The organism is Neorhizobium huautlense (assembly GCF_002968575.1).
Lineage (GTDB): Bacteria > Pseudomonadota > Alphaproteobacteria > Rhizobiales > Rhizobiaceae > Neorhizobium > Neorhizobium huautlense.
Window position 1 is genome coordinate 88,660 of sequence record NZ_PVBM01000015.1, and the last position, 14,820, is coordinate 103,479.

Genomic DNA, 14,820 nt, shown 5'->3' on the forward strand with positions numbered 1-14,820 from the left:
AGGAACGAAAAGATGGATATGACGGGCAGCCGCGGCCAATCGCAGAACCAGCTTCATCCTCATGAGGCCGATCCACTGTGGTACAAGGACGCGATCATCTACCAGCTTCACATCAAATCGTTCTTCGACGCCAACGGCGACGGCATCGGCGATTTCAAGGGGCTGCACGAAAAGCTCGATCATATAGCATCGCTCGGCGCCAACACGATCTGGCTTCTACCCTTCTTCCCCTCGCCACGCCGAGACGACGGCTACGATATCGCGGACTACACCAATGTCAGCCCCGACTACGGCACGATAGAGGAGTTCACGGCGTTCGTGGAAGCCGCCCATCAACGGGGCCTTAGGGTCGTCATCGAACTCGTCATCAACCACACCTCAGATCAGCACCCGTGGTTCCAGCGGGCGCGGCATTCGCCGCCCGGATCGCCGGAACGGGATTTCTACGTATGGTCGGACACCGATCATAAATTCCCGGAAACCCGGATCATCTTTCTCGATACCGAAAAGTCGAACTGGACCTGGGACCCCGTCGCCGGCGCCTATTATTGGCATCGCTTTTATTCGCATCAGCCGGATCTGAACTTCGACAACCCGCTGGTGCTGGAGGAACTGCTGGGCGTGATGCGCTTCTGGCTCGAGACCGGCATCGACGGCTTCCGACTGGATGCTATTCCCTATCTCGTCGAGCGCGAAGGCACGATCAACGAGAACCTCCCGGAGACCCACACGATCCTGAAAAAGATCCGCGCGGCGCTCGATTCCACCCATCCGGGCCGAATGCTGCTCGCCGAGGCCAACCAATGGCCGGAGGATACGCGGGAATATTTCGGCGACGGCGACGAATGCCACATGGCCTTTCATTTTCCGCTGATGCCCCGCATGTACATGGCGATCGCCAAGGAAGACCGCTTCCCGATCACCGACATCATGCGGCAGACGCCGGAAATTCCGGAGAACTGCCAGTGGGCCATCTTCCTTCGAAACCATGACGAGCTGACGCTGGAAATGGTGACGGACGAAGAACGCGACTACCTCTGGAATATCTATGCCGCGGACCGACGTGCCCGCATCAACCTCGGTATCCGACGCCGGCTCTCGCCGCTGATGGAACGGGACCGCCGTCGCGTGGAACTGATGAACGGGCTGCTGCTGTCGATGCCCGGCACACCGGTCGTCTATTATGGCGACGAGATAGGCATGGGCGACAATATCTATCTGGGAGACCGCGACGGCGTTCGCACTCCGATGCAATGGTCGCCGGACCGCAACGGCGGCTTCTCCAAGGCAGATCCCGCCCGGCTCGTCCTGCCGCCGATCATGGACCCGCTTTACGGTTATGAAGCGGTGAATGTCGAGGCGCAGGGAGCCGATGCCCATTCGCTTCTCAATTGGACGCGACGGATGCTGGCGCTGCGTAACAAGCACATGGCTTTTGGCCGCGGCTCCTTAAGGTTCCTGGCACCCGGCAACCGCAAAATCCTTGCTTACCTTCGCGAACACGACGGCGAGACGATCCTCTGCGTCGCCAACCTCTCGCGGCTGCCGCAGGCGGTCGAGCTCGACCTCGCCCAATTTGCAGGCCGCGTGCCGATCGAGCTGACCGGCATGTCGCCGTTTCCTCCGATCGGCCAGCTGACCTACCTGCTGACACTGCCGCCCTATGGCTTCTTCTGGTTCCAGCTCGCCACCGAGGCTGACGGGCCGGTGTGGCGAACGGAGCCACCCGAGCAGATGCAGGACATGGTAACGATGGTGATCCGTCGCGACCTGCAAGAGCTGATGGACGAACCAAGGCTGACAAACACGCTGTCGCAGGACGTGTTGCCGCCCTATCTCGGCAAGCGCCGCTGGTTCGGCTCGAAGGGTGAGATCCTGCACTCCGCTAGGTTGACGACCGCAACTCCGATCGCCTTCGCCAACAATATCCTGCTCGGAGAACTCGAGGTCGATCTCGGAGGGCGCAAGGATACCTATCTTTTGCCGCTGGCCGTCTCCTGGGACGACAACCAGCCCAGCGCACTTGCGCAGCAACTCGCCCTTGCCCGCATTCGCCAGGGCCGCCGCGTCGGCTTCCTGACAGACGGTTTTGCCATGGAGACCCTGGCTCGCGGCGTGATACGGGGGCTTTGCGAGCGAGCGGTGATATCCGGCCGGGGCGGCACGCTCGAGTTCCTCGGGACCGACCATCTCGACTGCGTGAATGTCAACGACGATATGCAAGTCCATTGGCTTTCAGCGGAGCAGTCCAACAGTTCGCTCATCCTCGGCGACATGGCGATGGTGAAACTCATCCGCCACATCTTCCCCGGCATTCACCCGGAGGTGGAGATGACGCGATATCTCACGCTCGCGGGCTACAAAAACACTGCCCAACTGCTTGGCGAGGTGGCGCGGATCGCGCCGGACGGCAACCGGTACACGCTGATCATCGTTCAAGCCGCGATCCGCAACCAAGGTGATGCCTGGAACTGGATGCTGAGCAATCTTCGCCGGGTGATAGACGAGATTGTCGTCACCGGTCTCGATGGCGAGGCCACCGACGACTATTTCAAGCCGCTCATCGATTTCGTGATCATGATCGGCAAACGGCTTGGCGAGCTGCATGTGGTCCTGGCCCAGCAGACCGATGACGAAGCGTTTACGCCGGTGAGAGCCACGGATGAGGACGTGCTGCAATGGCGCGAGGCGGCAACACGCCAGATTTCTCAAAGCCTGGAGCTGCTCGAAGCAAAGGCAGAGCTGCTCGAGGGCGAGGCACAGCGGGAAGCCAAGATGTTGCTCGAACGCAAGGACGAGCTGCTGAACCTGGCGGCAAACTTGGCGGAAGCGGCCAAGGACACGGTGATGACGCGCAATCACGGAGATTTCCATCTAGGGCAGATCCTTGTGGCGGAAGGCGACGCCTACATCATCGACTTCGAAGGCGAACCGACGCGGGACCTTGCCGGCCGCCGCGCGAAGACCAACCCGCTGCGCGACGTCGCCGGCCTGCTGCGCTCGCTGAGCTATCTGGCCGCTTCCGCCGTTCTCCACCGGGAAGTGGTGAACGAAGTGGACCACCACCGCCACAATGCGCTCGTCACCCGTTTTATGGAGAAGGCAGAACCGGCCTTCCTGCAGGCATATTTCGACGCCACCGAAGCATCTGATGCATTGCGGATTCCCGATGAGGCCCGCAACAGCATTCTCAACCTCTTCCTGCTCGAAAAGGCGGCCTATGAAATTGCCTACGAGGTGCGCAGCCGCCCGCACTGGCTGCCTCTTCCCCTTGCCGGCTTCTCGGCGATCGCGTCTAGACTTCTGGAGAAACCCTGATGAGATACGAGCGAACGGACCTGATGATCGGCACTGTCCGCGAGGGTTTGCAGGCCCTGGTGGAAGGGCGGCATGGCGACCCGTTCTCCATTCTGGGCCGCCACCAATATGGCGATCTGACGATTGTCCGGGTCCTGCTCCCCGGCGCCGTGGCAGTGGAGGTTGTAGAAGCGGCAACCGGCAAAATACTGGCGCAGCTCGAATCCATTCATGAAGGTGGATTGTTTGCCGGCGTCACCGGCAGCACAGCCCCGTATTTCTTTCGCATTACCTGGCCCGACACGGTCCAGGAAACGGAAGACCCCTATTCTTTTCCCCTGCTGCTCGGCGATCTCGACCTGCATCTGATCGGCCAGGGCACGCATTACGACCTTGGGCGAACGCTCGGCGCAATCCCGATGGAGATCGAGGGTACAGCGGGCGTGCGGTTTTCGGTCTGGGCTCCCAACGCCCAGCGCGTCTCCGTGGTGGGCGACTTCAATACCTGGGACGGGCGCCGTCACCCGATGCGGCTTCGCGCCCAAGCTGGCCTCTGGGAGCTTTTCATCCCGCGCCTGACCCACGGCGAACGGTATAAATTCGAGCTTATTGACGCGCATGGCAATTTGCTGCCTCAAAAGGCAGATCCGGTCGCGCGCGCCAGCGAGGCGGCACCTTCCACCGCCTCCATCGTGGCGTCCTCCAAGCCTTTCCGCTGGACCGACGATGAGTGGATGAGGGCACGCCGCGCCGACCGTTCCGGTGAAGGCGCAATGTCCGTCTACGAGGTCCATCTCGGTTCGTGGGTAAGGGTCAGCGAAGAGGGCAACCGGGTGCTGGACTGGGTCGAACTCAGCCAACGGCTGGTTCCCTATGTGCAAAACCTCGGTTTCACCCATATCGAAATGCTGCCAATCATGGAGCATCCGTTCGGAGGCTCGTGGGGATATCAGCCGCTTGGGCTCTTCGCCCCGACCGGCCGTTACGGGACTCCGGAAGATTTCGCCTATTTCATCGACCGTTGCCACGAAGCCGGCATCGGGGTCATCCTCGATTGGGTTCCGGCGCATTTCCCTACCGATGTCTGGGGACTCGCACGCTTCGACGGCACTGCGCTTTACGAGCACGCGGATCCGCGCGAGGGCTTCCACAAGGACTGGAATACCCTCATCTACAATCTCGGCCGCAACGAAGTGAAGGGCTTCCTGATCGCCTCGGCACTTGAGTGGCTCGAACACTATCACGTGGACGGGCTGCGCGTGGATGCCGTGGCATCCATGCTCTACCGCGACTACAGCCGCAACGAAGGCGAATGGATACCCAACAAATACGGCGGCCGGGAAAACTTGGAATCGGTGGAATTCTTCAAGCACCTGAACAGCATCATCCATGATCGCTGCCCGCATGCCTTCACCGTAGCGGAAGAATCGACAGCCTGGCCGGGCGTCACGAAGAAGCCGGAAGACGGCGGCCTCGGCTTCGACTTCAAGTGGAACATGGGATGGATGCACGACACTCTGCATTACATGCAGGATGATCCGGTCTATCGCAAATATCATTACGGCGCGATGACCTTCGGGATGATTTACGCCTATTCCGAACGCTTCATGCTTCCCATTTCCCACGACGAAGTGGTGCATGGCAAAGGTTCGCTGCTTGGAAAGATGCCGGGCGACCATTGGCAGAAGTTTGCGAATCTTCGCGCCTACTACGGTTTCATGTGGGGGCATCCCGGAAAGAAGCTGCTGTTCATGGGATGCGAGATCGCCCAGGAAACAGAGTGGAACCATGACGGCTCGGTCCATTGGGACCTGCTCGATCAACCCGAACATGCGGGCGTTCAGAAATTGATCGCCGACCTGAACCGGCTTTATGCGCAGGAACCGGCTTTGCAGTACAGCGACCTGCACCACGAAGGCTTCGAATGGGCCGTTGCGGACGATTCGGAAAACTCGATCTACGGCATGCTGCGCAGCGCCGCGGACAGGTCTTCTTATATTCTGGTGATGTCGAACATGACGCCGGTGCCTCGGCATGGCTACCGGGTCGGCGTACCAGCGGAGGGGCGTTGGGAAGTCATCCTCAACACGGATGCCGGCCTCTACGGCGGCGCCAATCTGGGACAGACGGAAGTCTGGACAGAGAGGCAGTCTTCACACGGAAAGGAATTTTCGATTCCTCTGACGCTCCCGCCGCTCGCTACCGTCTTCTTGCGATGGAAAGGCTGACGCGCCGCCCTGAAAGCTAGCCGCGCCAGCCATGCTGATATGAAATCTTCTCCACGCCGGCAAAGCGCGCGACCCGGAGAAGCTCGGCCTCGAGCTTTTCCAGACGGCCGGCAGACGGGCGAACGCCTTTTTCCAGCCAAAGGCGCTTCACGTCCAGCATATTCGATTTTCGGTCGGCCTTCATGTCGATCCGGCCAATCATCCGCTCGCCCTCAAGCAGCGGGAAGACATAATAGCCGTATTGCCGTTTCGGCTCGGGCACAAAAACCTCTATGCGGTAGAAGAAGTCAAAAAGGCGTTCTGCGCGGTCCCGGTTCCGCAGCAGCGGGTCAAATGGGCTGAGCACGCGCACCCGGGCAGGCGGCTCGGGAAGATCACCCAGATTTTCGGGAAACCCTGCAAATGCAAAGGAGGCGCGCGGCTTGCCGCCGTCGGCAGGTTCCACCAGAACTTCCGTCAATTCGTCGCGATGGCCCGTGACCCATTCCTTGGCTTCCTGGGGCGTGACGATATCCCAGAACGCGGCAATCTCGCCCGATGTTGCAAAGCCGAGCTTCTCAAGCGCGCTGCGGCAAGCCCAGTCGATAAATTCCTCGTGGCTCACCTCCGGCTCATGGTGATGCGGCGGAATGACCCTTTCAGCGAGGTCGTAGATCTTCTGGAAATTCACCCGACCCGCAATCGCGAGCTTTCCGATATGCCAGTAATATTCCAGTGCCGTCTTATTCGGATGCCAATTCCACCAACCGCCGGATTTGTGATCCTCGACCTTCATGTCCCGCGACATGATTGCGCCGTTTTCCGCGATATGCCGGAAAGTCTCCTCGAAAGCGGAATCGAACCCATCGCCGTGCCACTTCCTCCAGCGTTCCGCAAGGATCGGCTCGCGACGGCGGAAGCGATGCTTCCAGTAACGGAACATCCGCGACGGAATGATCGAAGCGTCGTGGGTCCAGTGCTCGAAAAGTTCGCGGTCCTTCTCCAGTAGCGCTGTCAGATGGTCGCGCTTGTAGGTCTGATTGCGCGAGAAGAGGATCATGTGATGGGCGCGCTCGACCGTCGCGATGCTATCGACCTGAACGAAGCCAAGATCATCGATGAGCTGCAGGAGCCCCGCCTTGGTAAGAGCGCGGCCGGGCGGCTGGGAAAGCCGCTGCCGCTCGAGGAATATCTTTCGGGCTAGATCGTTCGGAATGAGAATCGCCATGAAAGGCAGAGTAGACCGCGCTCGCCGCCGTTTCAATGTTCACGTTCGGTTCTGCATTCCCCTCCCTCATTTTCCGGTCTATAGACGGCTCAAAGCGAGGGACCGGCTTGGATATTCGTTTCGAGGAAGCAGAAGCGCGTTTCGATGGGCGTATCGTCCTCCATCCCCTTACCCTTTCGCTGAGCGAGCGGCGCATCGGGATCATCGGTCTTAATGGTTCAGGCAAGACGACCTTTGCGCGGATGATCAACGGGCTTGTCATCCCCTCCTCAGGTCACGTCGTCGTCAACAGCTTCGACACGAGCAAGGATGGTGAAAAGGTCCGCGCCGAAACGGGCTTCATCTTTCAGAACCCTCAGAACCAGATCATCCTGCCGATCCTGAAGGAAGACATCGCGTTAGGTCTCAAAAATCGAAAGCTTTCCAGACAGGAGACCGACGTCGCCGTGGCCAGAGTGCTCCAACGGTTCGGCATCAGTCATCTGGCTGGCCGCCGGGCTCACGAGCTTTCGGGCGGCGAATTGCAGCTTGCGGCGCTGGCCTCGGTTCTGGTGACGGAGCCGGACATCCTGATCATGGATGAACCCACCAATCAGCTCGATCTGAAAAACCGCGAGCTGGTAAAGCGGACTATCGAAGGCCTGGACGAGAACATCATGGTGATCAGCCATGATCTGGAGCTGATCGAAGATTTCGACCGCGTCCTGCTGTTTCACGAGGGCCGGCTTGCCGCCGATGGCCGGCCTGCCGATACGATCAGGCGCTACCGGGAGCTTACCCGATGAAGACGCTTTACGTCGAAGGCGACAGCCTGCTGCATCGGCTTGCGCCGCGCACCAAACTTCTCGGCCTCGCTGCCGCCGGCATTGCTCTGTTCTTGTTCAGGTCGATCCCGCCGCTGGCGCTGGCCGCCGTGATAAGTGTCGCGATATATGCATCGCTCGGGATCGGCCTACGTCAGTCGCTCGCCCGTCTCCGCCCGATCTTCCTGACCATTGCCGTCGTTGCCCTGTTCACGCTGCTCGTCGGCTCTGTCGAAGAGGCTGCAACCGTGCTGCTTCGGCTGACGAGCCTGATGCTGCTCGCGGCAGCGGTGACGGCTACGACCGGGATTGGCGAGTTTATCGACGAAATCACGCTCGCCGCCTGGCCTTTGGAGCGTCTCGGCCTCGTCAAGGCAGCCGACATCGGCCTGTCGATCGGCCTCGTCATTCGTTTCGTGCCGGAAATACTGGACCGCTACCATGCCATTCAGGATGCTCATCGAGCCCGCGGGCTGAAGCCTCGCGTCTTGACGCTCGCGGTTCCGCTGATCATTCTGACGCTCAAGAATGCCGACGAGATCGCCGCAGCCATTGACGCACGGGGTATTCGTGCGCAGAGATGACCCGTTATCCGGTATTAAGGAATCACAAAGCATGACCACGCGGGATCTCGTCCTGGCCGCCTTGTTCGCCGCAATCATCGTATCGCTCGGCTTGCTGCCGCCGATCACGCTCGGTTTCATTCCGGTACCGATCACCGCCCAATCGCTCGGCGTCATGCTTGCGGGCGTGGTTCTGGGTTCCAAGCGCGGTACCTTCGCCGTCCTCCTGGTTCTTCTGCTTGCCGCAATCGGCCTGCCCGTGCTCTCCGGCGGCCGCGGCGGTCTTGCAGTCTTTGCGGCGCCAACCACCGGCTATCTCATCGGCTGGGTCTTCGCGGCGTTCGTGACGGGCTACATCGCCGAACATTTCGTGGACCGGGGCCAGACCGGCCTCGTCCAGGGCGTGAATTTCTTCCTGGCTGCGCTGATCGGCGGCGTCGTCGTGCTCTATGCTTTCGGGATCACCTATCTGGCGCTCGTCACCGGGCTTGGTTTTTCCAAGGCCTTCCTCGGATCGCTTGCCTTCATCCCGGGCGATTGCTTCAAGGCGCTGATCGCAGCACTTGCAGGCCGCGCGGTAATGGTCGGTTATCCGCTGCTGCCGCAGAGGGCCTGATCAATCCAGGAAACCGTAGAGCCAGTCGCGCAGGTCTTCCGGAAGCGCGATCGGCTCCTTGCTTTCCCGATCGCAGGCGATCCAGACGACTTCAGCCTCCGCCACGGCTTCATCGCCACGCAACATATGCACCAGGAAGCCGGCCGATTTTCCGCCGATCTTGCTGACCCCCACATGGGTATGCACAAGATCACCGAACTTCAGGGCAGCGTGGAACGTACAGGTAATCTTGCCGATCGCGAAGAATGGATCGTCCTTCTGCGGCTTACGCCGCCGCCAGAACTCGGTGAGCGCTTCCTCGGCGCGAACGACATAGGCCGCACGGAACATCTCCCCATTCATGTCCACATCGCGAAAGGGCACCCGGAATTCCTGCGATTTTACTGTGTCCTTGGCCACCTTACTTCCTCGCTTGTATTCCCATGTAAGACCATTCTTTCATTCGAAACAAGCTCCGAGACAAAAGGAGCATGCTTGAAAAATCACGCCATCTGCGCCATGTCGGGCAGACAACCTCATGAGGCCGCCGCATGACCACGCGCCTTTACGAACACGACATCTTCCTCGAACACCGCACGCCCGAAGGGCATCCGGAACGTGCAGACCGGCTGCGGTCGCTGGCGATCGCCCTGCAGCACCCGAATTTCGAAAAGCTGGATCGCAAGCAGGCCCCTCAGGCGGACGAGGATACGGTGCTGCTCGCCCATCCCGAAAGCTACCTGCGCGCCGTGATGCGGGAAATTCCCGAGGAAGACACCATTCGCCAGATCGAGGCGGACACCTATGTGGGGCCGAAGAGCCTGCAGGTGGCACTGACCGGCATCGGCGGAGCCATGGCGGCCGTGGACGACGTGCTCACCGGCAAGGTGGACAATGCCTTCGTCGCGGCTCGTCCGCCGGGCCATCATGCCGAAAAAGACAAATATATGGGCTTCTGCCTGTTCAACAACGTCGCGATCGCCGCGCGTCATGCGCAGCGAAAATATGGGCTGGAACGCGTCGCGATCGTTGACTGGGACGTGCATCACGGCAACGGCACTCAGGACATCTTCTGGGACGACCCGTCGGTATTGTTCTGCTCCACGCACCAGATGCCGCTTTATCCCGGCACCGGCGCCAAGGACGAAAGCGGCAAGGACGGCAATATCGTCAACGCTCCGCTTTCGCCCGACACCGGCAGCGAGCACTTTCGCGAAGCCTTCAAGAGCCGGGTGCTGCCGGCACTCGAAAACTTCCGCCCGGATTTCATTCTGATCTCGGCGGGGTTCGATGCCCACCACCGCGATCCGCTGGCGCAGATCAACCTCGTCGGCGACGATTTCGACTGGGCGACGGGACGGCTGATGGAGATCGCCGGCAAATACGCAAACAACCGGGTCGTAAGCCTGCTGGAGGGCGGCTATGATCTGGAAGGACTGGCCGAATCGGCCGGCATGCATATCTGCAGACTGATGAGGGGATAGAAATGACCGAGAGCAACGAGACCGTCGATGTGAGCGGCTATTCCTTCGAAAAGGCGGTGGCCGAGCTCGAAAGCATCGTCGCGCGGCTCGAGCGCGGCGATGTGGCGCTCGATGAATCGATCGCCATCTACGAGCGCGGCGAAGCCTTGAAAAAGCATTGCGAAAAGCTGCTGGCCGCTGCCGAGAACCGGATTGAAAAGATCCGCCTGGACCGCGCCGGCAAGCCGCAGGGCGTCGAGCCGCTTGACGGCGAATAATTGCGGAGAGAGGACATGGTGCTTGGCCTCAAGCACAACACGAACGTCCTCGTCGATTACGATCCGCAATGGCCGGTGGAATTCGCGGCGGAACATCAGCGAATTTCTGTTGCACTGGGCGGTTTGGCGAAGGAGATAGAGCATTACGGTTCGACCTCCGTACCCGGCATGCGCGCCAAACCGATCCTCGACATCATCATCGGCCTGGCCCCCCTTTCAGACTGGCAAGCCTGCTATGACCCGCTTCTGGCGCTCGGATACGATTATGCGGCGCATGCCGGCGTGCCGGGCCATCATATCTTCGGGCGGGGACGGGACCACACCGAGCGGACGCACCTCGTCCATCTTGTGCAACTCGGCGGATATTCGTGGGTTTCGAACCTGGCGCTCAGGGATGCGTTGCGCAGCGATCAAAATCTGCGTGAAAGCTATATCGCCATCAAGGAAAATGCTGTTGCCAGCGCCCCCGACAGCCGGGCGCGTTACAATGAGCTCAAAAGCGCGTTCATCGACCGGGTAAAGACCGGGCTTGGTCCGGGTTTTGGATATCCTTGAGGTGGCTGCGTGCCTCGGAAACGACCACGCACTCTAAAACCAAAGTCTTACGACCATCGCCGCGATCACGTCATAAAGCGATTGACGCCCCGTGGCCGCCTCCCCATGATAGCCGTCATCTGAAGGGTTGCTTTGGGAGGAGACAATCGTGACGTTTGGCGTGAAATCCAACAAAATCAATTTGATGTTTGCCGCAACGATGGCCATGTCGACGGTGCTTTCGGCTTCCGGCGCGAGGGCTGCCGAATTCATCAACGTGCTGACCGGCGGGACGTCGGGTGTATATTATCCGCTCGGCGTCGCGCTTTCGGAGATTTACGGCCAGAACATCAAGGATGTCCGCACGCAGGTGCAGGCCACCAAGGCATCGGTCGAAAACTTGAACCTGCTGCAGGCCGGACGCGGCGAGATCGCATTCTCGCTTGGAGATTCGGTGCAGGAAGCTTGGAAGGGCAACAAGGAAGCAGGCTTTCCCGGCAAGCTCGACAAGCTGCGCGGCATCGCCGCCATCTACCCCAACTATATCCAGGTGGTTGCCAGCGCCGACTCCGGGGTGAAGACGCTTGCCGATCTTAAGGGCAAGAGCCTGTCCGTCGGTGCGGCGAAATCCGGTACCGAGCTCAATGCGCGGGCGATCTTCGAGGCAGCGGGAATGTCCTACAAGGATCTCGGCAAGACCGAATACTTGCCCTTCGCCGAATCTGTCGAGCTTATCAAGAACCGGCAGTTGGACGCGACATTGCAGTCGGCGGGCCTTGGCGTAGCTTCCATCCGCGACCTCGCCACCTCACTCAAGATCAATGTCGTGGCGATCCCGAAGGCAGAAGTCGAGAAAATCGGCGCGCCCTATCTTTCCGCCATCATTCCGGCGGGCACCTATGAAGGCCAGACTGCTGACGTGGAAACCGCAGCGGTCGGAAACTTCCTGATCACCCATTCCGGCGTCTCCGACGAAACGGTCTACCAGATGACCAAGCTTCTCTTCGAAAACCTGCCAAAGCTTACCGCGGCACATGCCGCCGCCAAGGCGATCGATGCGAAGAAGGCGCTAGACGGCATGCCGGTGCCGCTGCATCCGGGCGCTGAGCGCTACTACAAGGAAGCCGGCCTGTTGAAATAAGAGGCGGCGCGCCTGCCTTCTCCTCGATGCGGAGGAGGCAGTCCGAAGGACGATGAGAAGCCAAACAGCGACTAAGGCGTTTTCCTGGCTCCCTTATTGTCTTTGCATTTGCTCCCACCTCTCTCCGCAAGGGAGACGTGGGAGTTCGCCATAAGCGGCCGATTCCGGAGAGACGATGTCCCAATCCGCAATGCATCAATCAATGGCACCGCAGAGCGCGGAAGAAGCAATCGAGGGCCTGCCGGCAGGCTTCGGCGAAGGTTGGGCAGGACGCGCAGCCTTCTGGATCGCCTTCACCTTTAGCCTGTTCCAGCTCTGGACAGCCGCCTACGGCACGCTCGCCAGCCAGATCGTCCGCGCCATGCATGTGGGTTTCCTGCTGCTGCTAGGCTTCGTGCTTTTCGGCAATCTCGTCGCCAAGACCAAGGCCGGTAAAATCTGGTTCTGGGCTCTGGGTGTTCTCGGCTTCCTTACAGGGGTCTACAACTGGGTCTTCTACGAGGATCTAATACAAAGGGCCGGGTTCCTGACGACGCCGGACCTCATCGTCGGAACTGCACTCGTCATCCTCGTGTTCGAAGCCGCGCGAAGGCTGATGGGCCTGCCGTTGACGATCATCGCCGGCATCTTCCTTGCCTACTGTTTCCTCGGTCAATACGCGCCGGGACCTTTCGTCCACCGCGGCTACGATTTCGAGCAGATCGTCGAAAACTTCGCCTACGGCACCGAAGGCATCTACGGTACGCCGATCTACGTTTCGGCCGCCTATATCTTCATCTTCGTCGTGTTTGCCGCCTTTCTCGAGAGAGCCGGCATGCTGGCGCTGTTCAACGACTTTGCGCTGGGCCTGGTCGGCACCTGGCGCGGCGGACCGGCACAGGTCTGCGTCATGTCGTCAGCGCTAATGGGCACGATCTCCGGCTCCGGCGTCGCCAACGTGGTGGCGTCAGGGCAGTTTACCATCCCGCTGATGAAGCGTTTCGGCTTCCGCTCCGCCTTTGCGGGCGGTGTCGAGGCAACTTCCTCGATGGGCGGGCAGATCATGCCGCCTGTCATGGGCGCGGTTGCCTTTATCATGGCCGAAACCCTGAACGTTTCCTATGCGGAAGTCGTCAAGGCGGCGATCATCCCGGCGATCCTCTATTTCGGCGTCTGCTTCTGGATGGTTTTCCTGGAAGCCGGCAAAGCCGGGCTGAAAGGGATGAGCAGAGCAGATCTCCCGAACCCTTGGGCGGCAGTCAGGGAACATTGGCCGCTCATTCTTCCGCTTGCCGCACTCGTCTATCTGCTTTTTGCGGGATATACGCCCATCTTCGCCGGAACCATGGGGCTGGCGCTGGTCATCGTGCTCATCCTTGGAATGCCGCTGGCTGCGAGTATCGGTCCACTGGCCTTCCGGATCGTCTTCTGGATTGTTCTCGGCCTCGCCGCCGCGTCCTTCCTGCGCTACGGGGTCGATTTTCTGGCGATCGTCATCCTGGCGCTGATCGCAGGCTGTCTTTTCGTGAAAGGCGGCAAGGAAACGCTTGCCATCTGCCGGGATGCCATGGCGGAAGGCGCAAAGAATGCGCTTCCCGTCGGCATTGCCTGCGCCATCGTCGGCATCGTCATCGGTACACTGACGCTCACCGGCATCGCGTCGACTTTCGTCGGCGCCATCATCCGTGTCGGGGAGCACAGCATGTTCCTGTCGTTGGTGCTGACGATGATCACCTGCCTGATCCTCGGCATGGGCATTCCGACGATCCCGAACTACATCATCACCTCGTCGCTTGCCGGTCCGGCGCTCCTGGAACTCGGAGTGCCCCTGATCGTCAGCCACATGTTCGTCTTCTATTTCGGCATCATGGCTGACCTGACACCGCCGGTGGCACTTGCGTGCTTTGCTGCAGCCCCCATGGCAAAAACCTCCGGCTTCAAGATCTCGATCGAAGCGACAAAACTCGCTACGTCAGGCTTTGTCGTACCCTTCATGGCTGTCTATACCCCGGCTTTGATGCTGCAGGATCCCGGGACGATAGCAGCCACCTGGGGGTATCCGGTAGAGGTGATCTACGTCTTCCTGAAGGCGTGCTTCGGCATCGCGTTGTGGGGCACGGCGGTGGTCGGCTTTCTTTTCGCGCGCATGGCGATCTGGGAGCGGCTGCTTGCCTTTGTCGCAGGCGCGAGCCTCGTCATGGCTCTGCCCTGGACAGACGAACTGGGTTGGGCGCTCGGCATCATCGTGGTCGCTCAGCACTGGTGGCGCAATCGCGGAGCGCCCGCCGCACCAGCGCTTACATGAGCCTCTGCATCCTTGCCGGCGGCAAACTGGCTACCGTCGCCGCTATGCTTTTTACATTGTCCTGGAGCCATTCGGTCCAGAAGACCGAATGGCGTGAGACTTGGGCTGTGACGCCCGACGGATTAGAGATTCGCGAAGCAGCCATCAAAGGTTCCGGTGCCGGGATGGAACCAGGACCGGATGCCAGACTGCAGGACGGCTGGTGGGTGTGGCATCCGACGCTACCGCCTCAGCCGCGCCTTATGCTCGCCGCATCCGGAGCGACGGGCGGCGGATGGTTGCTGTGCCATGAGCGCGGCTGCCTGACGATCGGTGCGACGTCTGGAGAGGCGGCGGTTCTTTCGCCCTGTCCATGATGGATGATCTGAGGCCGCTCTGAAAAGAACCAGTTCCTTAAAGGTTTAGCCTCCCGCTTGAACCTCTTTTC

General features: G+C 60.3%; 13 protein-coding genes. 11 read left to right on the forward strand and 2 right to left on the reverse strand.

All coding sequences use genetic code 11. From position 1 onward, the window contains the following. Nucleotides 1-12 precede the first annotated feature (12 nt). Nucleotides 13-3,318: a maltose alpha-D-glucosyltransferase gene (gene treS, locus C5L12_RS17125; protein ID WP_105373263.1), complete on the forward strand. Its 3,306-nt coding sequence runs from the start codon at nt 13-15 to the stop codon at nt 3,316-3,318. Beyond that, nucleotides 3,318-5,525, forward strand: coding sequence for a 1,4-alpha-glucan branching protein GlgB (glgB, locus tag C5L12_RS17130; protein WP_105373264.1), 2,208 nt, complete (start codon nt 3,318-3,320; stop codon nt 5,523-5,525). Before treS ends, glgB begins: the two co-directional genes overlap by 1 nt. Nucleotides 5,526-5,541: 16 nt before the next feature. Here the strand turns inward: glgB and C5L12_RS17135 are convergent, their stop codons facing one another. After that, the gene (locus C5L12_RS17135) at nt 5,542-6,732 is read right to left on the reverse strand and encodes a winged helix-turn-helix domain-containing protein (RefSeq protein WP_105373265.1); all 1,191 of its coding nucleotides are present in this window, start codon (nt 6,730-6,732) and stop codon (nt 5,542-5,544) included. 107 nt (nt 6,733-6,839) lie between these two features. Here C5L12_RS17135 and C5L12_RS17140 point away from each other — a divergent pair, with 107 nt between their 5' ends. From C5L12_RS17140 to C5L12_RS17150, 3 genes are read left to right on the forward strand one after another with little or no spacing between them, the layout of a single operon-like run. Next, complete coding sequence (locus C5L12_RS17140; RefSeq protein ID WP_105373266.1) at nt 6,840-7,517, forward strand: energy-coupling factor ABC transporter ATP-binding protein; 678 nt, start codon at nt 6,840-6,842, stop codon at nt 7,515-7,517. After that, nucleotides 7,514-8,119 (forward strand): energy-coupling factor transporter transmembrane component T family protein, encoded by a 606-nt coding sequence (locus C5L12_RS17145; RefSeq protein ID WP_105373267.1) that lies wholly within the window; start codon nt 7,514-7,516, stop codon nt 8,117-8,119. The genes C5L12_RS17140 and C5L12_RS17145 overlap by 4 nt, the downstream gene beginning before the upstream one ends. A gap of 31 nt (nt 8,120-8,150) precedes the next feature. After that, nucleotides 8,151-8,714 carry a biotin transporter BioY gene (locus C5L12_RS17150; protein ID WP_105373268.1) on the forward strand — a complete coding sequence of 188 codons (564 nt, stop codon included), beginning with the start codon at nt 8,151-8,153 and terminating at the stop codon, nt 8,712-8,714. Here C5L12_RS17150 and C5L12_RS17155 read toward each other — a convergent pair whose 3' ends face one another. Further along, nucleotides 8,715-9,113, reverse strand: coding sequence for an acyl-CoA thioesterase (locus C5L12_RS17155; RefSeq protein ID WP_105373269.1), 399 nt, complete (start codon nt 9,111-9,113; stop codon nt 8,715-8,717). Nucleotides 9,114-9,244: 131 nt separating this feature from the next. Here C5L12_RS17155 and C5L12_RS17160 point away from each other — a divergent pair, with 131 nt between their 5' ends. The 6 genes from C5L12_RS17160 to C5L12_RS17185 all read left to right on the forward strand — a co-directional run bounded on the left by C5L12_RS17160 (nt 9,245) and on the right by C5L12_RS17185 (nt 14,749). Further along, nucleotides 9,245-10,177 carry a histone deacetylase family protein gene (locus tag C5L12_RS17160; RefSeq protein WP_105373270.1) on the forward strand — a complete coding sequence of 311 codons (933 nt, stop codon included), beginning with the start codon at nt 9,245-9,247 and terminating at the stop codon, nt 10,175-10,177. A gap of 2 nt (nt 10,178-10,179) precedes the next feature. Next, nucleotides 10,180-10,434: an exodeoxyribonuclease VII small subunit gene (locus tag C5L12_RS17165; RefSeq protein WP_105373271.1), complete on the forward strand. Its 255-nt coding sequence runs from the start codon at nt 10,180-10,182 to the stop codon at nt 10,432-10,434. Nucleotides 10,435-10,449: 15 nt separating this feature from the next. Further along, complete coding sequence (locus tag C5L12_RS17170; protein ID WP_105373272.1) at nt 10,450-10,989, forward strand: GrpB family protein; 540 nt, start codon at nt 10,450-10,452, stop codon at nt 10,987-10,989. A gap of 184 nt (nt 10,990-11,173) precedes the next feature. Continuing rightward, entirely contained in the window at nt 11,174-12,109 is a 936-nt protein-coding gene (locus C5L12_RS17175) for a TAXI family TRAP transporter solute-binding subunit (RefSeq protein ID WP_105373308.1), read from the forward strand. Nucleotides 12,110-12,284: 175 nt separating this feature from the next. Continuing rightward, complete coding sequence (locus C5L12_RS17180) at nt 12,285-14,393, forward strand: TRAP transporter permease (RefSeq protein WP_105373273.1); 2,109 nt, start codon at nt 12,285-12,287, stop codon at nt 14,391-14,393. Next, nucleotides 14,390-14,749, forward strand: coding sequence for a DUF1850 domain-containing protein (locus C5L12_RS17185; RefSeq protein WP_105373274.1), 360 nt, complete (start codon nt 14,390-14,392; stop codon nt 14,747-14,749). Before C5L12_RS17180 ends, C5L12_RS17185 begins: the two co-directional genes overlap by 4 nt. Nucleotides 14,750-14,820: the final 71 nt, after the last annotated feature.